This is a genomic window from Zarconia sp., from assembly GCF_057467645.1.
The window spans coordinates 1-25,144 of record NZ_JBRJXU010000143.1 but is presented as its reverse complement, the minus strand read 5'-3'; the positions used below and the strand labels follow the sequence as shown (position 1 = coordinate 25,144).

The window sequence follows — 25,144 nt, the reverse complement described above, 5'->3', positions numbered from 1 at the left end:
AGGAAGTTTTCTGCAATTCTCGATCGCATCTTTCGATTTAGATATATCTGAAATACCTCTCAAACTTGCACGCTCGATTTTCATGCTTGTCGCAACCCCTCAGTTGCACTCTGCACGATCGAATCGCAAGAATTATCTCGATCTCGAAATAAGTTGCAGGGTAAATAAAAGACTGGGGAGGAAAACGCAATTCACCTAAAAAAGGTAACATTTTTAACTGAAAACACAGTGATTTTTTGCATCAACCTCACTCCAGTCAGCTTCCAACACGTTGTCGGCATGGAGGAATTCGAGAAATAGATTCGAGATGCCATCGCATCTGCGAGTGTTTTGTGTTTTGATTTGACTGCAATCCATTCGGAGGGCGATCGTCTTTCGCTAATTCGTCCGAAAACACGATCGAGATGCACTAAAAACTGAAATTCTGAGTGTGAATCCTTGTTCGGGGTGGACGATCGGTCGCGATCGATACCACAATAGAGTTAGGAGCGAAGTAGATAACGGTATGCATTTTGTGGAGTCCGGTAGAAGTTCAGACTGATGCACCACAATTCCCATCTCAACCAAACTCTAATCCTAAGTTTCAATCTGAAAACTTGCTTTTGATTGAGGTTGGCTGCTTTGTATTCTATTACAACTTATTCTAGATGAAATGATATCCGCCAAATGGCGTATTTACACATAAAGATTAAACGAAGTATCATCTATCATGTTTAACTTTGAGTAAAGAACACAAACCGTATTTTTACGGTTAAACTTAAAAAGTTTACGAATTTGTACGCAAATTTTATTCAAATTAATTCAATCTCTACGTATAAATATTGAAATTGTGTCAGCGAAAAAGGAATAAGTACTGAATGAGATCGGCGATCGAGCTGATTTTTTGAAAGATTGGGAACTTCTACACCTCTGGTTCGTCTGCACGCAGTCTGTCGATCGCCACCACGTCAGAATTCAACACAATACCTGTATGTAAAATACCTGCTATACATCCTGCTATACATCGTTTTCACGAGTTGAGATCTATGTTGTTATTTCTGCGATTCTGTACGGACAAAGAAACAGCGATCGCTGCTACACCGACCAACACCCAGACGAACCAATTTCCCCAGTGCGTATAGGGGGTTTGGGTGGTACGTCGGTAGATGGTATCGATCCGGACTTCATAGGTATTAATCCCCGATTGCCACCGGGTGCGTCCGTGGGGATCGACAATGGCCGAATATCCGGTATTCGTCGCACGGACTGCCCAGCGATCTGTTTCGATCGCCCGCATCACGTCCTGGGCGTGGTGTTGGGCGGGCATAGATTCGGCGTAGTGGGCGTTATTGGCAGCACTGAGAATAAACTCGCCCCCCGCAGCGGCTTGTTTGCGGAAGTGTTCGGGAAATGCCGACTCGTAGCAAATCCCGACGATCGCTTTTCCGAAGGGGGTCTCGAAAATTTGCCCCGGTTTGCCAGCAACTAAATGAGCGTCGAGGGGAGAAAGGCGATCGATAATTTTGCCTAACAACTCCTCAAACGGGATATATTCTCCCAGGGGGACGAGTTGAATTTTGTCGTAGCGACTGAGGGTTTGACCGTCACCATTTACGGAAAACAAACTATTGGTAAAATTATTGCCACCCTGACCCTCTTCTAATCCAAATCCCCCAATCCAAATGGGAACGCCTCGTTCCAAAATCGATCGATACAAATGTCCGACGGGAGTATTTCGACTCAGCCGATTGGCTTGCGTCCAGAGGACGGGGAGGGCAGTTTCCGGGGTGAGGATAGCATCTACCCCTTCATCGGCGAGGGTTTCGTAACCGCTGACGTAACCTTCTAAGGCCCGACGAATGCCCCCCGGATACAGTTTGATGTCGTTGGGAATATTGCCTTGAATGATGCCGACTTTGAGAGCGGTGGTTGGAGATGTGTTTAAAGGGCGATCGAACAGCCAAAATCCCAGGGCGTGGGAACCGAGCAGTACCATTGCCGCCACGAGCGCATATCCGCGAGCGATCGCTTTTTCCGGTGAAGATGAAAACCGGGTACTCCAAGCTTGGGCGAGAAACCCATTCACCGCAACGATCGCCGCTGCCACGGTTGTCGGACCTGAGAGTTTACCCAGATGTAAGATGGCTAAATTGTGGGGACTTTGAGTTATAGCTAGCCAGGGCCACCATAGAGGTGTGGCACTCCACAAAGTTTCGAGAACGCACCACAAAGCCGTTCCCACCAAAATCCGAACAACTGGTGCGATTCGATCGTGGTCGATTTGCTTGTTCTGGGGTAGAAGTTTAGAGCTGTTGGCAAGACGATCGATTTGCGCGACTGTTTCTTGAGACGGTTGCCAACCGAGTTGGAATTGCGACGGTTGAATTTGAAGTTGAAGCTTAAACAGAACCACACCCCAAAGGGTCACTAACGCTGCCCCCCAAAGAGTAATAAACACCCAACAAAATAGGGCGATCGCCACACTCGCTAGCCAGGGGACTCCCATCCAGGTCATCGGATGCAGTCCGGTAATCCAAAACAGAGCCAGGGAATGGTAGCCGATCCCCCATGCCAGGGAATGGGAAAACGCCGATTTGAGAGTTTGCGATCGCTCCAGTAGCACCCACAGGGGAACCAGAGCAATCCAAGCTAAACCCCACAGTTCAAACGGCGCAACCGTCAAACCCATCAGTGCGCCGCCGAGAAATGCGATGGCGATGGGGAGATAGGGGCGGTAGGGGCAAAGCATTTGAGCGATAAATTATGGGTGAAACAAAACCTGACATATCCAAATGCTATAGCCCTCACGCATGGCTTCGCTAACGCCCTCCGGAGCATCGGGGACACGGAAGGCTTTGAAGGCTTTGGGGGCAGGGGAGGCAGGGAAGGCAGGGGAGGCTTTGGGAGAAGTCTTCTGGTGACGCTCAGACTGTCCTAATCTCAACGAACATAGCGATAGCTTCCTCGTTTCCCCCGTTTCCTCCTCCCCACATCTCCTTTTTGTTCTGCATTCCGCACTTCCAACATTCAAAGGGGTTCCGATCTCCACCAACGATCGCCCCGAACGAGGGTATGCACTTGCCAGTCCGGATCGGTGTCGGGAAAGTCGCTGCGGTAGTGACCTCCCCGACTTTCGGTCCGAAATACGGCACTTTTGAGAATTAAGTGGGCGATATCGAGCAAATTGCGGGTTTGGGCCCAGGTTTGTACGAGGGCGCGATCTTCATCTGTGGTTAGGTTGGCGGGTCGATCGGACTTGAGGTCGAGAATCTGCTGGCTCAGGGGCAACCGCTCGAATCGATCGCGCCACGCCTCGACTTGGGCGATCCCCTCCTCCAGGCTACCGGCTTCCCGACAAATCCCGGCACTTTGCCACACCCAACGCGGTAACTCGTGCCGTATCTTCTCAATTTGGGATTGTTGCATGGCGAGCTCGCCAATGTCTAGGATTTGGGGTGATGGGGGTTCGGCTTCTCGAGGGACGTCTTCTTCGAGTTCTTGTGCAACGCTGGGGAGTTGCAGTTCTCCTAACTTGGCCCCAAAGACCAAACATTCAAGGAGAGAGTTACTCGCGAGGCGATTGGCACCGTGGACGCCGGTACTGGTGGTTTCCCCCACCGCATACAATCGGGCGATCGAAGTTTGACCGGTCAAATCCGTGGCGATTCCCCCCATCCAGTAGTGAGCGGCCGGGGAGACGGGGACGGGTTCGCGAAACACATCGATACCCCACTGACGGCAAACCTGGATGATATTGGGAAATCGCTGTTGGATGCGATCGGGTTCGATAGGACGAAAATCGAGCCAAACACAGGCATCGGGTTCGTTGTTTCCCGTACTTTGCAGGTAACGAAAAATCGCCCGACTGACTACATCTCTGGGGGCGAGTTCCCCGGCCGGATGGTAGTCGAAGGCAAAGCGACGTCCGTTTGCATCCACCAGATACGCCCCCTCTCCCCGCACGGCTTCGCTAATCAAAAATCGCGGTGCGCCGGGTTGGGTTAAAGCAGTGGGATGAAATTGAAAAAACTCCAAATCGCGCAGCATCGCCCCCGCCCGCCAGGCAATCGCCACCCCATCACCGGTACTCACGGCGGGATTGGTGGTTTTGGCAAACACTTGACCGCCTCCCCCAGTCGCCAACACTACTGCTTTTGCTTTCACCCAGCAAACCTGAGAGCGGTAGAGCAAACTCGCCCCCTGACAGCGTTTAGCGTGGGAATCGAGCCACAAATCCAGCACCAAGGCTCGCGAGAGTACTTGAATATTGGGGCGCTGGCATACTTGTTGACTGAGGATGCTAACGATTGCCCGTCCCGTGGTGTCAGCAGCGTGGAGAACTCGCCGTCGGGAGTGAGCGGCTTCTAAAGTGAGGGCAAGGGTGTTTCCGTGGCGATCGAATGCGACTCCCAAATCGATGAGCGATCGAATGCAGTCTGGGGCTTCTCGGGCTAAAAACTCGACCGCTTCTCGATCGCAAAGTCCCGCACCCGCTTTGAGCGTATCCTCGATGTGGAGTTGGGGGGAGTCGTCAGGATCGATGGCTGCGGCAATGCCCCCCTGAGCCCAATCGCTGGCAGAGAGCGGCAACTCATCTTTAGTAACTAGGGCAATCTTAAGAGATTGAGGCAAACGAAGGGCAGCATACAAACCTGCCGCACCGGCACCCACCACCAACACGTCAAACCGATCGCGCAGTTGTGTTGCGGGGTGCGGTTTGGAGTCCCAATCCAACGCTGATGAATTTACCACTGGCGAAATTGCCCCTCTAATAGCCCCTCTATGGGTGAGATCTTAATCTTGGCTTTACATTTAACCATAGTTTACCGGGGAAGGGAGCGCGGCACTTACGATCCACAGAGCCATGTTTAAACAGATGCCAGTTTGAGAACTGGGTTTTTGGGTGTAGGGTTTCCGTGGAGGTATATCGCTGAGTGCCCATAAGGATTTAAGGCACAAACTACACCAATTTTGGTCAAAGTCCCACGAACCACCAGGTGCGACTGCTATAGCAGTCGCCATTCGAGTTAAGACAACACCAGCCAATTGTGTAATCTGCCGGAAGTCTTCCCCCGGTCGCCCCGGTCGCCTCCAAAGCCCCCTTCTGCCCACCTTCACATGGTGATGGCTATATCAAAACGCCCATCTCACAAATATAAAAATGCCCATCTCACAAAACGCAAGATGAGCGAATTCGTAGAAATCTTCAGGCGGGGCAACCTAGTAAATTCCGTTATTGAGGCGATCTCCACCACTGGTGAACACATTCGCGACGGGAGTCACGGCAAAGTTCTCGAGATTCGCTTTCAGGATTTCTTTTTGCCGATTGCTCAATCCAGGAATATTCAGTACATCCTCCACCTTTTCAAAGGGAGCATTCGCCACGATTTTCCCAGCGAGAGTGGGGAACATGCCGCGATACTTCCGGAAGGCGCGGACGTTGGTATTGTTGAGATCGATTTTCTGACCAAATTCCGTTCCTAACTTCTTGTCAGCGGCATTTTGGGCAGCGAATTGCGCTAAAACGGGCATGGGACGAACGCTAAGATCTGCAGCGAGCGCTCTTTGCGGTAGCGCTAGCATTCCCACGCAGCTTAGTAAAACGCAAACAGCCGTCAACAGCCGAACTAGTCGTTTCATCTTGTGGATTCCTCTTCATACAGAAAGATTTAATATACAAAATATTATCATTCTTAATGAGAACTCAGAATTACAATTGATGAGGAACCCGCAGAGCGATAGTAGAAATCCAGCTGCCAATCTCTTCAAGGCTCCCGTGGTAAGAACGCCTCAATATCGGCGAAGTTTCCGGCGTAGGTTGGCATGGGGCGATCGTAGCCTTTGAGGTGTACCTCGTGGGCTTCGAGGGTACTCAAATCGAGCTTGGCGGCTTCGAGGTATTCGTAAGTCGTTTGACCCAGGGCAACCTCTTTACCCAATTGCTTGGTGCAAGACTCCAGGCGAAATGCAGCATTTACGGTATCGCCCAATGCAGTATAGTCCGGGCGATCGCCGCTACCGGTGTTGCCCACCATGGCATATCCCGTATTCACCCCGGCCCCAATGCGCAAGGAAAAGGGTAGGGGGTAGCGATCGCTTAATTTCTGGGTCATCTTCTGCAAGTCGGTCAGGGCTTTACAGATTTGCAGACCTTCTTTTGAGGTGACCCGATCTTGGGGGTGAAACCAGACGGCCATAATCGCATCGCCGATGTACTTATCAACCCAACTGCCAGCGACTCGGATAATCTCTCCCGACTGGCGGAACCAAGTGCCGATGAGTTCTGAGAGAATAGCTTCGTCGAGTTGCCGGGTGAGGACGGTAAAATCGCGAATATCGATGACCATCACGGAAATCAAGCGGCGAACGGATAAAAGAGCCGTTGCGGTGGCCGAGTCGTCGCCATCGAATTCTTCAGAGTCTTCTTGTACGGAGCGTACCGGACAGTAAAAATCGAGTTGGGTTTGACCGAGGGTGAGGCGATCGCCATTTTTGAGGGTGACGGGAATACTCACGCGCCGTCCGTTGACAAAGGTTCCATTACGACTGCCCAAATCGATCAGGTAAAAATCGCCACCATCAGTGCATTGAAGCATCGAATGATTGCGAGAAATCCACCGATCTCGGACGACAAAGTTGTTATCGTCATTACGACCGATCGTCCAGCATTTATAGCCTTCTAAGGACAGATAGCGGTCGCCCGAGTCCGTGCGCAGTACCAGGTGGGGAGAAGATTCGATCGTTATCACAGGCTCTTCGTCGATTCAGACCAACATATATTGTCGAGTTGCACCCTTTTCAATTTTGCCTTCTGTTGACCGGGACTGCCAACTCGAAGCCGTCAGTTTTATCGGTGTCATAGCGACACTCGAGGGATGGCGATCGTGCGGATACAATTTTCCGCGTTTGCAACCCACCGATTCGATCTTGACAGATTCGATGGGGAGATTCGGCGTGAATTGACCTCCCGTTAGACCGAATGCGAAACTGACCGAGTGAAACTCGCGAACTCAGTGGTTTTACGGACCCATATCGATCGACCTCGGTTGTCGGTCGATACTAGAAGTTGACGATTGAGTTAGGGGACTTGCCAAAAAATAAGATACCAGCTTGCCAACGACTTGCTGTAGGGGTTAACGGCCGCATTCCCCCTACGATTGGTATATTATTTTCCCGCAGATCCCTAAGGTTAAAAACTCTTTTTTTAAACCCTTGTATGAGAGTTATTTTTTCGGACAAATACCAACACCGTTATCTCTAGATTTAACCTCCTCATCTAAGACGAAAGCTTACCATCGATTGACAAACACCAGTGGACAATTTACCTGACAGCTGAGAGCGCGGCTAACCAAAAGAGTGCATCCACCAAAATTGTACTCAAGACCGCCCCAGAAAATGCCCAATAATGTAGGGGAGGGTTAGAGCCGCGTAAGGGCAGTAAACCCCCAAGCAGTAATACGAGTGCGAAAACTGCCGCCCACAAGGCACCCCACGGTGTATGAACTTGCGCGATCGCGCGCTGAAAAATCGGCACCACGAGTTCGGGTTCGACCTGCATCAATTCTCGCCACCGAGGCATCAAATCGACAAGGTAGAAATAGAAGTCCGTGACGGCCGTACCGAAGAAAGAGCCGATGGCAAACCAGCTGCCGATGGTCAATTGACGGCGATAGAGGCACCACAGGGAAAAAGGAAGGACGATGGCTTCCACCGGCAAATGCCATAACGGTTCCCATCGCAACCATCCCCAGTACAGGGAACCGGCTAACCAACTGCCGGTAAAGCCGAGTAATAGGTCCCCCCACAACTGGGTGCCCGGACGCGACAGCAACACCCGACTCAAACCCACCCAACCCAAGGTCAGTACTAAACTCACCCCCGGCAGGTTACGTACCAAAGGTGCTTCAATAAAGACGGGGACGGCCACCAAAAATACGGCAGCCGCAAAAATCAGTCCGGATTTCTTGAGCTCGATTCCCCGCCAGGAGAAGACTGAGGAATCTGGAGCGATCTCAACGGAGTAAGACGTAGAGTTTGTAAAAGGAAAGTAAAACAACGGATTGTTAATATTTGCAAATTATCTTCATAAAGATTATCACATCTACCCTAGAGGCGATCGACCCCCCTCAGCCTCAGCTGGCAGGGAGTCAACAGCGATCGAGATCGTGTCTGTGGAATTTCTTTCCCATCTCCCTCAGGCTTTTTACAGTCCGAGATGTCTAATTGTAACGTTTTCTATACTTTATGAGGATTTAAGGTGCATTCTAGATGCTCGAGCGCACCCAAAGATCGAGCGGTCGAACTCGTCAACGTTTTGAAATATCTCGATCTTGTGGTGAATTTCCTGTCAGTTTTCCGGAGATTCAAAGGCTAAAAATGAAGGTCGACCTTGTACGTGAAGCCAAATTGAATTTCAAATCGAATTCTCGAAAAGACCAAACATCCAACATCAGAACTCGACATGACTTTATCGTTGCGCAAGCTCTTACCTTTTTGCGTCCTGGGTGGTGCCAGTGCGGCCTTGACCGTCACTTTGGATACAGCGATCGCTCAGACCTCTACGACGGCAGTAACAGCAGATGCGACCCGCGATGCGATCGCCTGGACGCCTAACGTGTTTCAAGCCATTATTTTGGGCATGGTACAGGGGTTAACTGAATTCTTACCCATCAGTAGTACGGCCCATTTAAAAGTTGTGCCCGAAGTGTTGCAGTGGGGCGATCCGGGGGTGGCATTTACCGCCGTCATCCAACTTGGAAGTATTGCTGCCGTATTGTGGTACTTTTGGGACGATTTAGTCCAAGTCACCACCGGGGCCGTACGGGCGATCTCGACATCCGACTATCAATCGCAAGATTTCCGAATTGCTTTGGGCATCGGACTCGGAACGATCCCGATCGTCTTTTTTGGGTTGTTAATTAAATTAGTTTTCGCTGAATTTTACGAAACTCAAGTCCGCACGCTTTTCGTTATTGCCATCGTTTCGATCGTGATGGGAATTTTGCTCGGTGTCGCCGAAAAAATGTGTTTGCACAAGCGGGACTTCTCAAGCCTGAGAATGTCCGATGGTATTTTAATGGGTTGTGCCCAAGCCCTGGCCCTGATTCCGGGAGTTTCTCGTTCCGGTTCGACGATTACAGCCGGATTATTTATGGGTTTGGAACGGGCAACTGCCGCTCGATTTTCGTTTTTGCTCGGTATTCCCGCAATTACCCTAGCGGGGTTGGTGGAATTAAAAGGTGCGTTGGGCGAAGGGGGCGATGTGGCTTGGTTGCCGTTGTTCGCCGGACTCATTTCGGCAGCCGTATTTTCCTATGTGGCGATCTCCTGGTTGATTAAGTTTTTGCAAACGCAAAGTACTTGGATTTTTGTCTGGTATCGAGTTGTCTTTGGAGTGGTGATTTTAGGGACGATCGCATCGGGCGTTTTGCAAAATAGCTAAGTTACGATCGCAGGATATATTGCAGATACCAAGACTGTGAGGATCGTCCGATCTTCGACACGCGGGTTCCTCCAGTTCACCTCCACTTTGGTCTCCATCCCTCGCTTTGGGAGTCTCCCAAAGTCTCACCACTCTGGAGTCGCCATACCGAAGGCTATCGGCGGGGAATTATCTGTCAACACGATCGATTGCGATGGACAACTTGCTTGGAATTTGGGAGACGTCTGAGTCTCCCAATGCGAGTCAATCGGTCGTGCCGCGAGGCATACATTTTTACCGAGTAAAGTCACAAACACAGTCTGACGTTTCAGAGCTTTTAGCAAGCCGAGTCAGCTAGTGCCGCGACGGGTCATTAAAAATGCGTCTTGAAAAGTTGAACGGGACTCAAACCGATATGGCTCGCGATGCACGAAAAATTAAAAATTAAATATGCTTACGGTCTACAGCGTTCACCCGTTGAGAACTCAGTCGTTATTTCTGCCGTGTTGCATGAAGTACTGATGGATTCCGTACAGGACTAGAGTTTCAATCACACTTCGAGTTCGAAGGCTAAAACCCTGATGAGATAAGCGTTTCGGTTTTTTCATTCCCAAGTCCTTCTGGAAAATCTAGAATCTAGTCAAGATAAGAATTTGACGGCTCTATCTCTTCACTTTGTCTAAACTTCAATCCATAAAACGAGGATAAACAATCGTAGATCGATCGCTCTCTATTGGAACGATCGTTTATCCATACTATTATGAAAAATATGACAGATTCACAAAGGCTTGGGACTTTGAAAAAAATCTAGTTTTTCCGATAAATAAATGCGGTAATCTTTGGGTTAAGCCAGAAGAGCTAATCGTCTAGGAAAAGTCATATCGACAAGGTAGCTCACTTTGACTGAACGTGAATGAGTTCATCTACGATTACCGATATTATTTTGACCGACTTCCTAAGTCTTCAATAAAATTTATCTGTGAAGACTCTGTGGATTTATTGACGGTAGAGATACTTACCTTCGCAAGTTGGCGATCGAGGGGTGACATCGAATTTTCGCCATTATAAATCAGAAAACCAAGTTCCTGATATGATATAAGCTCGAGAGGTCATCTTTGTGTTTTGTTTGTATCCGAACTCTGTATAAATTGTAACTCTGTATAAGTTGTCACTTTGTGGGAAATCGCTCTATAGTATCGCTTTGGCCTTACATCAGGATAAAGCACTTGATTTTGCCGCCCCATTGACTAGAACGTCCAACATTTGAGCACTTGATGGCCGTAAAATCAAGACTTCGGAAACAGTAGCAAGAGATGTGTGTCGTTAATTGGTATCGTTCTCAGTCGTCGAGGTTCTCCCGATGGCGACATTGGGCTCATCGGTCGGGCGAGAATCATGCCAGCTGAGTTGGGAATAGGGTCAAGATCGGCAAGAAACTAAATTCCTCACGATTACTTATCGTTAATTGTTAAATCATCAGAAGCAGGCTACCCATGCATTTTTTTATCAAACCCCTCAAATTGGGTTCGAGCCTCCTCCCCTTGGCTGGGTTAGTTACCCTCTCACCCGCTCAAGGACAACCGATCGTACCCAATACAGATGGAACCGGGACGATGGTGGTTCCCACCGGAGATCGCTTCGATATTGATGGAGGGCAGCTTTCTGACGATGGTGCGAATTTATTTCATAGCTTCGATCGCTTCGGACTCGATTCTGGACAAAGTGCCAACTTTTTATCAACTCCAGACATTCAGAATATTTTAGGTCGCATTACCGGAGGCGACCCATCCACAATTGATGGTTTAATTCAAGTCAGCGGCAGCGATGCCAATCTATTTTTAATCAACCCAGCGGGATTGGTTTTCGGACCCAACGCGACCCTCAACGTCTCGGGGGACTTTACCGCAACCACTGCAACGGGAATCGAATTCGAGAACGGTGGCTGGTTCGATGCCATCGGTGCCAACGATTGGGGAAGTTTGGTGGGTGCTCCGAGTGGGTTTGCCTTTGCTGCCACGATCTCCAACGGTTCGCCCTTCGCTCCGGGAGCGATCGTCAACGAAGGAAATCTAGAAGTGGCGACCGGTCGCCACTTGAGATTGCTCGGGGGTACAGTTGTCAATACGGGAACCTTGCAAGCGACGGGGGGAACCATCAGCGTGGCAGCGATTCCCAGGAACAATTTAGTTCGCCTCAGTGCCGAAGGAAGCCTGTTGAGTTTGGAGGTGCCTTCAGCTTCTCAATCCACGGTTTTATCATTTAACCCCTTACAATTGCCCGAACTCCTCACAGGAGGCGTATATGAGTCTAACGCGAGCCAAATTGAAATCGCTGCTGACGGAACGATTCGTTTGAACGGTTCGGGAATTCCCATCGATCCTCAGACCGGGGATGCGATCGTCTCGGGAACCCTGGATGTTTCCATCGACGCTCCCACCGTTGAGACCTCATTGTCTCCCTCAGTGCAACTCTTCGGCGATCGCATCGGGGTCTTGGGGGCGACCCTAGATGCTTCCGCCGTCGGCGGTGGCGGTCGAATCGCCATTGGAGGGGATTTCTACGGTCGCGGCAGTCTTCCTAGGGCCTCGCGCACCCTCGTCGATACCTACTCCATTTTGCTGGCCGATGCTATCGACTTTGGAGATGGGGGGCAAATTAATCTCTGGGCTGATGAAGTGACGGGATTTTACGGCGAGATTAGCGCTCGAGGGGGAGCCAATGGCGGCGACGGTGGTTTTGTAGAAGTCTCAGGTCGACAAACGCTATTTTTTGAGGGAACGGTGGATGTGGGGGCCAATTTGGGAGACTCGGGAACTCTCCTGCTCGATCCGACGAATATCACCATTGTCGATGAGATTCCCAATGCCGAGGAACCCGGAGACTCAACAACTCCCGACGATTCCGAAGACCCGACAACTCCCGAGGAACCCGAAGACCCAACAACTCCCGAGGAACCCGAAGACCCAACAACTCCCGAAGATTCCGAAGACCCAACAACTCCCGAGGAACCCGAGGATTCGGAAATGTCTGACGAGACCGTACCCGATATCCTCGAAGATGACTTTTCCGATGAGGAAATTACCCTTGACGCTCAAACACTCGAAGAGCAAGAAGGTAATGTCGTTCTAGAAGCCACCAATGATATCACTATCGCTCCGGGGGTTTCCTTAGAGTTTGCGCCTAAAGGGGGTGACATTTCCTTTGTCGCCGATTCCGATCGCGATGGCATGGGCGATTTCTCGATGGATGAAACCCTTTCGATTACTGCCCGAGGACGTAATTTCTCGATTTCGGGAGCCAACATCATCGCTGGGAGTATCAATACCTCTGGCATCGATTCGAGTCCTGGAGGCGATATCATCCTGAGTGCGACGAACGGACGAATCGAAATCGGACCGTCTGACACTCGCGGCTTCCTCGATAGTAGCGTTCGAGGGCGATCGTTCAATAGCTCGATCTTAAGTGATGGCGGGGAAATTCACCTGAGTGCCACCGATGGTATCGAGGTGGGAATCCTCAGCAGCTATTCTCATCAAGAAGGAAGCGATCGTGCCGGGAATGGTGGTTCGATCGACCTTTCAACTCTCGAAGGCAATATTTTGACCGGAGCCATCCAAGCCTATTCTTTAAGCGAGAACGGACAAGGCAGCGATGGGGGAAGTGTCTCAGTCAGTGCGCCTCAAGGAGCGATCTCGATCTTGGGCGGTATTTTAGAGAGCATCGATAGCCGCTCTGAGGGAGGATTCAATTCTGATGGAGATGGCGGTGCGATCGATCTCAATTCCGGTAGCCATTTGACCCTCGTGGGCGATCTCGACTCCAGCGCCAGTGCAACTGCCGGTGAATCGGGCAATGGAGGCAATACGCGCTTGAGAGCGGGAGGTAACATCCTCGGCATCGGCATTGATACCTCCAGCAGTACCCGAACCGGTGGAGAGATTACCATCGACGCAACCGGAAATATCTTGCTGAGCACCCTCCGCAGCGAAGGTGGTACTCAGGGGGGAGCGATCGATATCCTCACCCGAGGCTCTTTTGAGACAACCAGTACGTTTCGGGCGATGAATGGAGAGTACGTCAGTATCTCTTCTGCAGGGGAAAGTCCTGGGGAGATCGATATTGAGGTTGAGGAAGACCTAGAGATCGCGGGTGCCATTACAGATGGCACCAATACGATCGCGGAGGTCACCACATCGATCGGCGAAGGTGGAATTACTGTGATTGTGGGGGGCGAACCCATTCCCGCACCGGAACCGGAACCGGAACCGGAGCCCGAACCGGAACCGGAGCCCGAGCCCGATCCGGAACCGGAGCCCGAGCCCGAACCGGAACCGGAGCCCGAGCCCGAACCGGAGCCCGAGCCCGAACCGGAGCCGAAACCGGAGCCGAAATCCGATCCAGAGACCGATCCAGAGACCGAGCCCGATCCGACTCGCGGTGTAGAGGAACCCGAACCGGAACCGACCCCAGAACCGGAGCCGACCCCAGAACCGGAGCCCGAACCCGATCCAGAGACCGAGCCCGATCCGACTCCTAGTCTGGAGGAACCCGAACCAGAGCCCGAGCCCGAACCGGAACCGGAGCCGATCCCAGAACCGGAGCCGACCCCAGAACCGGAGCCGACCCCAGAACCCGAACCTAGTCCCCAAGAGAACGAACTCGAAGACGATCGAACCGAATCTTCGCTCTCCACCGATCTCAAAGCGGGTAGCGATACCACTGCCTCCAATATAGAAACAGATACCTCTGTAACGGATGCCTCCCTGACCCAGACCCAATCGGGTGTCGAGATTAGAACTTCCCAGAGCGACCTCTCTGCCTCGGAAACCGATTCTCCAACTTCAGGGGAGAATACGGGGAGTTCGGACACATCCACAACCGCAGAAAACGGTATCAATACAGCGCCAACAGAACCAGAAACGATCGAGGAGACCCCAACCGTCGAAGCCGAGCTAGAAGATTCGGGGAATTCTAGCTCCGATTCCGTTGTGGCAACGACAGAAGTAGAAACAGAGGAAACAGAGGTGGAAGATTCGGGGAATGCTAGCTCCGATTCCGTTGCCGCAGCTCCGGAAACAGAGATAGAAAATTCGGGGACTTCCACCCCAACTGACCTTGTGGCCGCAGCACCTTCAGGGGAAGCAGAGGACACCTCAGAAACTCACAAAGAACCGATTTCAGATGTCGCGATCGCCCAGACTCCTGAATTAGCAGTACCGACCATCCCCACGAATCGAGTTCAAGTCGAAAATCAACTCGACGCTGGCAATTTAAGTGGGGCGATCGGAGGAATCGAAGGAATGTACGCTTACCGCTGGGGCGATCGGACCGGACGGGAGATGCCGAACACATTTGATTCGATATTTCAGCTGCAAGATCGCCTGCGAGAAATCGAAGCCAAAACGGGACAGACTTCCGTCCTCGTCTACGTCCTCTCCCGCCCCGAGCAGCTCGATCTCATTGCCGTCACGGCATCTGGAAAGCCAATTTACCGCAGCGTTCCCCAAGCCGCCCGCGAAAATCTCATTCCCGTGGTGCGAGACTTCCGCATTAGTCTGACCAATCCCCGCCAGCGCGATTCCCAGGAGTACCTGGCTGCTGCCCAGAAGCTCTATGAGTGGATCGTTGCCCCTTTAGAAGACGATTTAGAAAAACTTGGAGCCGATACCCTGGTGTTATCGATGGATGCTGGCTTGCGCTCGATGCCCATCGCCGCGTTGCACGATGGAGAACAGTTTCTGATTGAGAAATACAGCATTGGCTTGATTCCGAGCATCAACCTGACAGATACGAGCTATCAGCCCCTCAGGGATGCAGACGTGTTGGCGATGGGAGCCAGTGAATTCGATAACGGCAAACCCCTACCGGCCGTTCCCGTCGAGCTATCGGCGATCGTCCGCAATTCAACGCTGGTTCCCGGACAATCCATCAACGGACTGTGGGAGGGTAAATCGTTCCTCAACGAAGCCTTCACCTTCGATAACCTCAAAGCTCAACGGGATGCCCATCCCTTTGGCATCGTTCACCTGGCAACCCACGCCAAGTTCCAAAGCGGAACCCCCCAAGATTCTTACATTCAACTTTGGGACGGTCCGTTGCAACTCAATCAATTGCGCCATCTCGGTTGGAACGAGCCACCGGTGGAACTGTTGGTACTCAGTGCCTGTCAAACCGCTGTCGGCGATCCCGATACGGAACTCGGTTTTGCCGGTCTGGCCGTTCAAGCGGGGGTCAAATCCGTTCTCGCGAGTTTGTGGTACGTCAGCGATGAAGGAACTTTAGGGTTGATGAGCGAATTTTACCGGCAGCTTCAGCAAGACGAAGTCACTATCAAATCTGAGGCTTTGCGACAAGCACAAATTGCGATGCTCAGAGGTGAGATTCACTTAAAGAACGGTCAACTCATCTGGGCCGAAGGCAGCTTGCCCTTACCATCCGAGTTAGCCCAAATGGATTTGGAAACTCACGATTTATCGCACCCCTACTATTGGTCGGGATTTACAATGGTGGGCAGTCCTTGGTAAGGATCTGGGGGTTTTGGGTGTGGAGTTGACAGCTCATGACGATCGATTTTCCCCAGTTTTCGACCTCGTTCGAGATAAGTCACGTCTGTTCGGGATTGTTGTATCCGGTTAAGGTGGGGAAAGGGGTCGGGGGGAATGGGAAATGAGTGCCCCACTCACCCGAAGAGGATATTCACTACCTGTGGTGAACTCAGTTGTGACATGTTCGCCGAGTTCGTCTCGAGTGATTCTCAAATCTCACCCAGAGTGGGCATTACCGCCTGTGGCTTAACCCGCGCCTCACGTTAAGTACTCCACCATACTGAAATCTTCTGAACCAGAAGATTTGACCCGCAGTCATTGGGGATGTGCGGGTTTAGCGTGTAACCCCCGTAGGGGTCAACGGCCGCATTCCCCCTACCGGTGTATCTTTGATGACGCGGGTACTTTATTTCTTTGCAAGTCCCTTGGCGATCGTTGGCGACTATCGCTTCTTGCGCCGATTTTTTTTGACCTTCAGTTTTCCGAAACCTGAAGGAGTATTTGAAGCGTCATCGGGTAGTTGGGATGCTTCCGTTGATTCTTCTGGGGTGGATGGGGGAATGTCGGGTTCGATCGATTCTTCAGGATTGGCCGCGGTTTCTTCAACAACGGCTTCGACGATCTCCGCTTCGGGAGGGTCGGTTTCTAAAACCTCTACCTCTTCAACTATCTCCGCCGTCGGTGTCTCCAGAACAGCTTTAACTTCAGCGACTGCTGGCAGTTCTGGCGTTGTTTCGTCCTCCTCGGGTACTACCGTGACGGCTTCAGCTTCCATTTCCTCTGTTGCTGGTGTTGGAGAAGGAGGAGTTTCTAGCACTATTTCCGGTGTTGGCACGCTCGTTTCCGTTTCGGCTTCCTGAGTCGGTGTGGATGAGGGGTCTTCTGCTTCCAGGGTTTCCGTGGCGACTTCGGCTTCGGCTTCCTGAGTCGGTGTGGATGAGGGGTCTTCTACTTCCAGGGTTTCCGTAGCGGCTTCGGCTTCGGCTTCCTGAGTCGGTGTGGATGAGGGGTCTTCTACTTCCAGGGTTTCCGTAGCGGCTTCGGCTTCCTCGACAATCGGCATTGGGGGAAATGGGGTTTCTTCCACCTCTTCGGGTGTTTCCGAAACGACTTCGGCTTCCTGAGTAGATTCGGAGGCAAATTCTTCTACTTCTGGCGTTTCCGTTACAGGAGAGTCGGTAACGTCCGGTGCTGTTTCAACTTCCGTTGGTGTTGCTGCAACCGCCTCCGGTGCTGGCGATGAAACCACTTCATCCCGATCCCAATCCTCAAAATCATCATTCTTTGCCGAACTGGTAAAATCCGATGTTGGCATTGGCTGGGGCGTTTTTTCCCGACCGAGCAATCCTTTTACCCGATCGATTGCTGATGCGAGGAAGCCAAAGGTACGACTTTTGAGGGAGATTGGTTGGGTTGGCTGCGATCGCGGCGTGGGGGAAACAGTCGGTGGTGGCGGTGCGGACATCGATTCAGCTTCAGCACTCGCCTCGGATTCAGGAGTTTCGATCGCGGCTTCTTCTGTCGAGGTCTCCTCTGGGGTCTCTTCTTCGATCGCGACGGTATCTGCTCGAACCTCAGTTTCGGTTTTTTCTGCCACCGGTTCTAAAGGTTCTTCTTGTACCTGTTCTAAGGGTTCTTCTCCAGTTTCCGATTCGGTGGGAGGTTCGATCGCTTCTAATTCAGGTTCGATGAGAGTTTCGCTCTCCCGTGCATCGGCTTCAGTGGCGGGTGAGACCGTCGATACTTCCTCAACAACCGGAGTTTCCTCAACCGGAGTCTGCGCAGTTTCTTCCACCAGAGTTTCTTCCACCAGAGTTTCCTCAACCAGAGTTTCCTCAACCGGAGTTTCCTCAACCGGTTCGGTTATCTCTTCAGTCGATAAATCCCTTGCCTCGGTGTCTGAAACGATCGTCTCCGAAACCAGACCCGACCCATCCGTTTCGGGAGGCGAAGAAACCGATGTTCCCGTTGCCGCTGGCTTCTGACCGAGATTCAAAAAACTAACGGCTTTCCCAACTTTCGTCTCTCGATCGAGAAGAGAATCGGGAATGGGAGTTTGAGCGTCGAGGGGGGTGGTTTCCCGGCGCAACCGCAGGGTTTGCCATCCCAACCAGCCAATGAGTGCCACGCTGGCTGTCTGTCCCAATAATATTGCTCCCGTAAACCGTCCGGCACAGAACCACAAGATCAGTGCGTAGAAAAACCCCACACCACTCCAGACAAAATCACCTTTCCGATAGACCTCGGGAAAGAAAAATGCAGCCATGTAAAAAGCAATACTGCCCAGTCCGATGATGAGTGCCAGAATGTATGAAAGCATACTGCCCAAACCCCAATTAGGAGAACACGGACGACCGCGCGCGTCGCCCTTAAAGGCTCATTGTAACTCCATATCGGGATGGCTCGATCTCGCAGTCATGGTGAGGATCGTTGCGATCTCGTTCGGTGAGTGGAAAACCCTGCAGAGCAAGGAATCGATCCGAACTCGGTGCGTCATGGCGATGGTTTAAATCTCTGTTACAAAGTTGATGGCGAAGGGTCCATTGCCAGTCTCGCTTTCCCTGATTGCTGAAGACTGAAGACGCCACGATCGCTCGCCACTACTGTGCTGCCTTGTAGAGAGTTTTGGCTAAGCGAATTAATTGCTTCTTATTAAACTGGGCGATTAACGTTTGAGCCGCCGCTTTCGGTTCCGCACTGACAATAATATGTTTCGACCACGCCCCGTCTTCAATTTCCGTCAGTTTCGTTAAGCTGTAACTCGGCTTAATCTCCGCATTCGGATCGGCAGTGAGGCGATCGCTCGATTGCTTAATTTCTCTAATGATAAATGGAGCTAAAATCTTGAATGAGTTTGCCGAATTTGCAATCGCTTTATCCGCCATATCTAACATGATTTTCCAGCCCGATGAATCTCCACCAATTTCACTCAAATGCTGGCAAAAAGTACCCAGCTTCTGACGATTTTGAGAGGATTCTTTTTGCTTGAAAACCTGCAACATTTGTTTGAGGATTTCGATTGTCTGAGTCGAGAAATCTGAGGGTAACCCTTCAGGTTTAGAAACGGCCGGCGCGCCACTCGCTAAAGCCTCTAGGTGAGACTTTAACTCTTCAAAAACCGGATCGGAATCAGATACTATTTGGTCGGCTTCTTCTTCTTGGAGTCCAAAAGGACCCTGCAAAAGTTCTAACAAATCCCGAAGGGTATCTAATCCCTTTAAAAACAAACTTTCGAGTTTTTGGTCGACGGGAATCGGTTGTTCTTTGAGAATTTTGAAATAGTCTTCTAGGCGATGAGCGGTTTTCTGAATGCTACTAAACCCCAGCATTGCCGCTCCCCCTTTCACCGAGTGCGCGGCGCGAAACATTTCGTTGACCATTTCTGAGTCTTTGACAGCTGCTTTGAGGTCTAAAAGTCCCCGTTCTAACGTATCGAGATGTTCCTTTCCTTCTTCAATAAAAAAACGGACGATTTCCTCAGATGCCACGATCGCGCTCCTTGCAGTTGATATCGGTTAATGGGGGTTGATGTTGGGGAATTTAGAAGACATCTCTCTTATAGCAAACTTCTCGCCAATGGCGTTAGGCGCACTTTGAAATCAATTCCCCACACATTCGCCGGTACGATTATTCCACAGCAGCGTCGTCCACTTCAGGGGTATCGATCGCTTCCCCCTCTGCTGGAATCGCGGAATTCGGCAAATCCAGCTGCTCGATACGCGCCTGAATTGCATCTTTCGACTCCGCCGGTGCCAGAGAAAGGGCCTTTTCGAGTAGGGGTTTGGCTTCCTCTAGATTTCCTTGTTTCTGTAAAACGATCGCCTTGGCTAGTAACGGACGGAAATCCTTCTCGTCGTCATTAATCGTATTATCGTAAACCGTCATCGCCTCGCCGTAGCGATCCTCGCTGGCATACACCGATCCCAACAGCAACCGCACCGAAGTGACATCAATACTATTCGATTCCACCTGATTGGCTTGGGGAGCGCTTTTGAGGGTATCTTCGAGCAAGCCGATGGCCGCTTCGGGTCGTTCCTCATCCAGCAGCAAATCCACCAGACCTTGCAGGGCATCGATATTTCCCGGTTCCGCCGTCAAGAGGGTGCGATAAGTCTGTGCCGCGCCCTCATTATCTCCGGCTTGCCGCTTCACCTGAGCCAGCAGCACCGCGTAGCGAGACTCGTTGGGATGGAGTTCGGCGAGTTTTTCCAGGGGTTCGACGGTGCCGGGGATATCGTTGAGTTGCATTCGCACTTGCAACAACCCCAGCATCGCCGTCTCGTTTTCCGGTTCTCGCTGCAAGACCAACTCGTATCCCTTTTCTTGGGCTTTGAGATTTTCCAGATTCGCTTCGCTATTGGGTTGGGCAGCCACCGTCGCACCGGAATTACTCACTTGCGGCGTTTCGAGTACTCCGGTAATCACCGGAACCACTGCAAAGCTCAAAAATCCGATCGCCCCCACCAAGAGGAAGATGCGCGTGACCCAGCTTCCACGTTTTTTTAACACAGGCTTGCCTTAGAATTCAACTTTTATCGATCTTAGTCGTCCGATAAAATCTTAGAACACCCGAAGCCCATTTCGTGGAGTCAATCCCTCGAAGACACCCTAAAGATTCATGATTTTAGATAGGAGGAATTGCGGCTGGGAAGGCTTCGGGAGCGTTAGGAGCGTTGGGAACATTGGGAAGCCGTATCATATGTTTATTCCCCACAACCCACACCCCACACCCCATCTCCGAAAATGCACCTTCACCTCCAACGATTTGTCGTCCGCAAGCACGTCGCCCTCACCATCAGTCGCGGCACCACTGCCCAAACCACCAATCTCTGGGTGCGAGTGGAAGCCGATGGGATTGAAGGGTGGGGTGAAGCATCGCCCTTCTCCATTGGCACCAAAACCCAAACGACCGATGAGATTGCCACCGCCTTAGAACAAATTACCCCCAAACTCGAACCCCTGCATCCCCTCGAACGCACTGCCATCGAACGAGTATTAGCCCCTCTCCCCTCAGCGGCGCGGGCAGGAGTGGATATGGCCCTGTACGATTGGCTGGGGAAGCGGGTTAAACTGCCCCTGTGGCAAATCTGGGGACTCGATCGCGCTGATATTCCCCCCACCTCCGTCACCATCGGTATCAGTTCCCCGAAAGCCGCCCGAGAACGGGTGAAAAGCTGGTTCGAGCGTCCGGAAATTGAAGGATGCTTGCTAAAAGTGAAACTGGGGTCTCCTGCAGGAATTCAAGCCGATCGCGCCATGCTAAAAGCCGTTAAAGAGGTTGCCCCGGAAAATACCTCCATCGGCGTAGATGCCAATGGTGCCTGGGATTTAGAAGAGGCGATCGGAATGTGCGGTTGGCTGGCGGATTTGGGCGTTACTTCCATCGAACAACCCCTCGCCATCGAAAACGACTTTCTCCTTGCCGAACTCTGTTGCCAGTCCCCGGTACCGATTATTGCCGATGAAAGTTGCTTCGTCACCAGTGATATTTATGTCCTATTCGAATCTCTCGAATTCTGTAAGGGGGGCATCAATATCAAACTGATGAAATCCGGGGGGTTAACCGAAGCCATCCGGATGATACATATGGCCAAAGCCTGCGACTTACAGGTCATGCTAGGCTGTTACTCCAACAGCGCGATCGCTAACAGTGCTGCCGCCCAACTGTCTCCCCTGGCAGATTACGTGGATTTAGACTCTCACCTCAACCTTGCCAACGACCCCTTCATCGGGGCAACCCTAGAGAACGGGCGCTTGATGCCCGGTATGTTACCCGGACTGGGATTGCAGAATACGCCATGCTAAAACCCGAACATCGGATCGCCATTCTCCTCCACGGAGGCATTCTCGGTTGGGGCGGTAAAACCGGACTCGCCGTTCTCCGCTACCGAGAGTCGGAAATCGTCGCCGTCATCGATAACGAATCCGCCGGACGATCGCTGGTGGAGGTGACCGGAATCGATCGCGAGGTTCCCATCGTCGCTTCGGTAGAACAAGCCCTGGCCTATAAACCCGATGCCCTCCTCATTGGCATTGCCCCTTCGGGAGGGGGATTGCCCGAGGCTTGGACGATCGAAATCGAACAGGCGGTGGCGGCAGGGGTTTCGGTGGTCAACGGCTTGCACGGAAAACTGGCAACGAACCCGAAACTGCAAAGTTTACTCCAACCGGGTCAGTGGATTTGGGACGTGCGCCAAGAACCCCCCAACTTGCCGATTGCCAGTGCCAGGGCGCGATCGCTTTCCTGTTTGCGGGTACTGACGGTGGGAACGGATATGGCCGTGGGGAAGATGTCGGCCAGTTTAGAAATCGATCGGGCGGCGCGGCGACGGGGGTTGCGATCGCAGTTTTTGGCCACCGGACAAGCGGGATTGATGATTTCTGGGGAAGGAGTCACTCTCGATGCCGTGCGGGTGGACTTTGCCGCTGGGGCGGTGGAAGAATTGGTGATGAATGCCGGGGGCGATCGCGATTTGCTGGTGGTGGAAGGGCAGGGTTCCCTGGTACATGCCGGTTCCACGGCAACGCTACCCCTCATTCGCGGTACGCAACCGACTCATCTGGTACTGGTACATCGCGCCGGACAACATTCAATTTACCGCCAACCTCATATCGATATTCCACCGCTACGGTCGGTTATCCAACTCTACGAAACCGTGGCGCTAGCAGGAGGAATGCTGTATCCCTCGAAAGTCGCGGCGATCGCCCTCAATACCGCCCGCTACGACGAAGAACGCGCCCGAGATGCGATCGCGGCCGTGGAAGCGGAAACGGGGCTTCCCTGTACCGATGTCGTCCGCTTTGGGGCCGATCGAATTTTGGATGCGATCGTGGGTGATGCCAATTGACGATCGATGGGATATTTTCTTTGTAAAATCGGAGGAACGCGAGTCCCTTCAATATTGCTTATCTCGCGTGTTTGCCCCGTTAACTTCTCATCGAGAACTCTACAGTACATTGCAAATTTTGAAGCGTATCGGTCGGGATGCGACCTGAATTGAAACCGCCTCTTTACCTCTAAACATAAGTTCAAACTTAAATTTTTAGACCTCTGCGATCGGTACGCTATCCTACAAACAGAAGATGGTGGGCGCGTCTGCGATCGTATTTCTATCCCAGAAAATGCTCGGCGAGCGAGTTGCGATCGACAAAGCGTGAGAGTAATGTCATACCAATTCTATGTGAAGCAGCCTCAAAAAAATGCGCTCAAAAGCTTACTGGATAAGAAACGATTTAGCGCAGCTTCATGGAGAAACGGTATCAGTCGATGGAGTTCAGTGGACGCACCGATCGTGAAGCGATCTTCGATGGCAATCGCGGCGCGATCGCTTAATTTTGATACTTCTCATGACAAAGCACTCAAAGTAAGATGATTACTCTCAAAATTCAAATCTTAGAAAGTGTCGATCGAAAGTTTCACGTCACGGTGACTCAAAGCGGAGACAATGAAGATTCTTTAACCACATTTCTTCCAGAGATTCCACCGGAACTCGAATCGTCTTTAAAACAATGGAAGCTAGGCTACTACGACCTCAGAGGTGTTCGCGAAGTCTATTCTTCCCTCAATCGACTTGAGTTCGTGCCAACCATTACCGATTCAGAACTGTACGAATATCGCAAATCGACAAAATTCAATTTAAATCGATGGTTAGATACCAATAGCGAACTCAGAGAACATTTAATTCGGATTTCCGATCGCCTTCAACTCAAAAATCATAGTTTTCGGATTTTACTCAGCGTTCAAAATTCAAAACTTTACTACTTTCCTTGGCAAGAATGGAACTTATTTGAATCTTATTTTCCACAATCGGAAGTTTGTATTCGAGTCAAAGGAAAAGAAAATGAAAAAGTAATTCCCATATCGAAGTCTTGGAGAGTCAGAATTTTATTAGTTATTGGCAATAGCGATGGTATTCATGCCGAACAAGATTTAAAAATTGTCAAAGAGCTAGAAAAGAAAGGGGCGAAAGTCGATATTTTAGAAAATCCCAGCCGCGAACATCTCCGAGATGCCTTGAAAACCAAACCCGGGTATCACATTTTCGTATTTTCCGGACATAGTCGCAGCAATGAAGATGGGACGATCGGGTGGTTGGAATTAAACTCAAAAGATAGCTTGACGATCGAATCATTTAAAGATAACTTTAAACGAGCTATCGATCGCGGATTGCAGCTCGCCATTTTTAACTCGTGCGATGGTTTGGGACTTGCCAAACAGATTGCTAAGCTGAATCTTCCCCAATGCATCGTCATGCGAGAACCGGTCCCCGATCGGGTTGCTATTGAATTTTTAAAGCACTTTTTCGACCATTTTAGTCAAAATAAACCCTTAGTCACTGCCGTTCGAGAAACGCGAAAAGACTTAGAACCGTTTGACGGCGAAGGGGCAGTTCCCGGCGCTCAGTGGTTGCCCGCGATCTGTACCCGAGAATCCGCTAAACCCCTCAAATGGAATCAACTGCGTCGCAACCGGATCGCATATATTTTAACGGGTTTAGCGATTGTAAGTTCGACCGTCGGCGTGTTGGCAAAATGGCAACTTTCACACACTCAATTAGCGAATCAATCGAGTATTTGTCCCCAGAGTATTTCTTCGATTCGATCGCAAAATTCGAGCGAGCAAAATCTCGCACCCAAATGTTTGGTTGAAGTGACCGAGATCCCGAATGGAACTTGGTTGCACAGCGGCAGCACCACCTGGGCCCCGATTCGCGGGAGACTTCACCCCACTATCAAAACAATTTTTCCCGATTTTAACCTTCGCTATACCGCACATCCCGATAAACCACCGGGTTCGGGAACCGGGATTCAAATGTTATTAGACGGTCAAATTTCCTTTGCCGAATCCTCTCGACCTTTAAACGAAGAAGAATTGCGACAGGCTTCTATGCGCGGCCTTCAACTCAAACAAGATGCGATCGCCATCGATGCCATTGCTGTTGCCGTTCATCCCGAGTTACCCATCGACGATTTAACCCTGCAACAGCTCAAAAAAATTTATTCGGGGGCGATCGAAAATTGGCAACAAGTGGGGGGTCCCGATTTAGACATTCAACTCTACACCCGAGCGAAAGATAGTGGCACGATCGAATTTTTTCAATCCTATGTTTTAGGAAAAACTAAATTTAGCGATCGAACCATCGAAGTCGAAACCCCCACCCTCGCCATCCGCCAACTCAGCGAAAACAAAGGCGGAATT

At 51.1% G+C, this 25,144-nt stretch carries 13 protein-coding genes; 5 read left to right on the top strand and 8 right to left on the bottom strand.

Translation table 11 applies throughout. The features are described from left to right. Positions 1–1,009 precede the first annotated feature (1,009 nt). The 5 genes from lnt to AC2215_RS21700 all read right to left on the bottom strand — a co-directional run bounded on the left by lnt (position 1,010) and on the right by AC2215_RS21700 (position 8,035). A complete protein-coding gene (gene lnt, locus AC2215_RS21720; protein ID WP_486812104.1) occupies positions 1,010–2,728 on the bottom strand; it encodes an apolipoprotein N-acyltransferase in 1,719 nt (572 codons plus the stop codon). A gap of 278 nt (positions 2,729–3,006) precedes the next feature. Then, positions 3,007–4,731 carry an L-aspartate oxidase gene (nadB, locus tag AC2215_RS21715; protein WP_486812103.1) on the bottom strand — a complete coding sequence of 575 codons (1,725 nt, stop codon included), beginning with the start codon at positions 4,729–4,731 and terminating at the stop codon, positions 3,007–3,009. A gap of 468 nt (positions 4,732–5,199) precedes the next feature. After that, positions 5,200–5,619, bottom strand: coding sequence for a photosystem II complex extrinsic protein PsbU (gene psbU / locus AC2215_RS21710; RefSeq protein WP_486812102.1), 420 nt, complete (start codon positions 5,617–5,619; stop codon positions 5,200–5,202). A 125-nt stretch (positions 5,620–5,744) separates the two neighbouring features. Continuing rightward, the gene (locus AC2215_RS21705) at positions 5,745–6,728 is read right to left on the bottom strand and encodes an FHA domain-containing protein (protein WP_486812101.1); all 984 of its coding nucleotides are present in this window, start codon (positions 6,726–6,728) and stop codon (positions 5,745–5,747) included. 572 nt (positions 6,729–7,300) lie between these two features. After that, positions 7,301–8,035 (bottom strand): DUF3120 domain-containing protein, encoded by a 735-nt coding sequence (locus AC2215_RS21700; RefSeq protein ID WP_486812100.1) that lies wholly within the window; start codon positions 8,033–8,035, stop codon positions 7,301–7,303. 405 nt (positions 8,036–8,440) lie between these two features. Here AC2215_RS21700 and AC2215_RS21695 point away from each other — a divergent pair, with 405 nt between their 5' ends. Together AC2215_RS21695 and AC2215_RS21690 are read left to right on the top strand one after the other, a co-directional pair. Continuing rightward, positions 8,441–9,421, top strand: coding sequence for an undecaprenyl-diphosphate phosphatase (locus tag AC2215_RS21695; RefSeq protein ID WP_486812099.1), 981 nt, complete (start codon positions 8,441–8,443; stop codon positions 9,419–9,421). A 1,472-nt stretch (positions 9,422–10,893) separates the two neighbouring features. Next, positions 10,894–15,924 carry a CHAT domain-containing protein gene (locus AC2215_RS21690; protein WP_486812098.1) on the top strand — a complete coding sequence of 1,677 codons (5,031 nt, stop codon included), beginning with the start codon at positions 10,894–10,896 and terminating at the stop codon, positions 15,922–15,924. Between the two features lie 463 nt (positions 15,925–16,387). On the opposite strand, the gene AC2215_RS21685 is transcribed toward AC2215_RS21690, so the two are convergent. From AC2215_RS21685 to AC2215_RS21675, 3 genes are all read right to left on the bottom strand, one after another. Further along, positions 16,388–18,265, bottom strand: a complete 1,878-nt coding sequence (locus tag AC2215_RS21685; protein WP_486812097.1) for a Ycf66 family protein — start codon at positions 18,263–18,265, stop codon at positions 16,388–16,390. Positions 18,266–18,545: 280 nt separating this feature from the next. Beyond that, complete coding sequence (locus AC2215_RS21680; RefSeq protein ID WP_486812096.1) at positions 18,546–19,433, bottom strand: Hpt domain-containing protein; 888 nt, start codon at positions 19,431–19,433, stop codon at positions 18,546–18,548. A 139-nt stretch (positions 19,434–19,572) separates the two neighbouring features. Beyond that, a complete protein-coding gene (locus AC2215_RS21675) occupies positions 19,573–20,454 on the bottom strand; it encodes a tetratricopeptide repeat protein (RefSeq protein ID WP_486812095.1) in 882 nt (293 codons plus the stop codon). A gap of 234 nt (positions 20,455–20,688) precedes the next feature. Here AC2215_RS21675 and AC2215_RS21670 point away from each other — a divergent pair, with 234 nt between their 5' ends. The 3 genes from AC2215_RS21670 to AC2215_RS21660 all read left to right on the top strand — a co-directional run. Next, positions 20,689–21,750 (top strand): dipeptide epimerase, encoded by a 1,062-nt coding sequence (locus AC2215_RS21670; protein WP_486812094.1) that lies wholly within the window; start codon positions 20,689–20,691, stop codon positions 21,748–21,750. After that, a complete protein-coding gene (locus tag AC2215_RS21665) occupies positions 21,744–22,793 on the top strand; it encodes an N-acetyltransferase DgcN family protein (protein ID WP_486812093.1) in 1,050 nt (349 codons plus the stop codon). Before AC2215_RS21670 ends, AC2215_RS21665 begins: the two co-directional genes overlap by 7 nt. A gap of 521 nt (positions 22,794–23,314) precedes the next feature. Beyond that, on the top strand, positions 23,315–25,144 hold a 1,830-nt coding region (locus AC2215_RS21660; protein WP_486812092.1), incomplete at its 3' end, for a substrate-binding domain-containing protein.

Excerpts from the sequence above, each read along its gene's own strand:
- AC2215_RS21695 (WP_486812099.1), top strand. The coding sequence starts at position 8,441 with ATGACTTTATCGTTGCGCAAGCTCTTACCTTTTTGCGTCCTGGGTGGT.
- lnt (WP_486812104.1), bottom strand. The coding sequence starts at position 2,728 with ATGCTTTGCCCCTACCGCCCCTATCTCCCCATCGCCATCGCATTTCTC.
- AC2215_RS21685 (WP_486812097.1), bottom strand. The coding sequence starts at position 18,265 with ATGCTTTCATACATTCTGGCACTCATCATCGGACTGGGCAGTATTGCT.
- AC2215_RS21690 (WP_486812098.1), top strand. The coding sequence starts at position 10,894 with ATGCATTTTTTTATCAAACCCCTCAAATTGGGTTCGAGCCTCCTCCCC.
- AC2215_RS21670 (WP_486812094.1), top strand. The coding sequence starts at position 20,689 with ATGCACCTTCACCTCCAACGATTTGTCGTCCGCAAGCACGTCGCCCTC.
- psbU (WP_486812102.1), bottom strand. The coding sequence starts at position 5,619 with ATGAAACGACTAGTTCGGCTGTTGACGGCTGTTTGCGTTTTACTAAGC.
- AC2215_RS21665 (WP_486812093.1), top strand. The coding sequence starts at position 21,744 with ATGCTAAAACCCGAACATCGGATCGCCATTCTCCTCCACGGAGGCATT.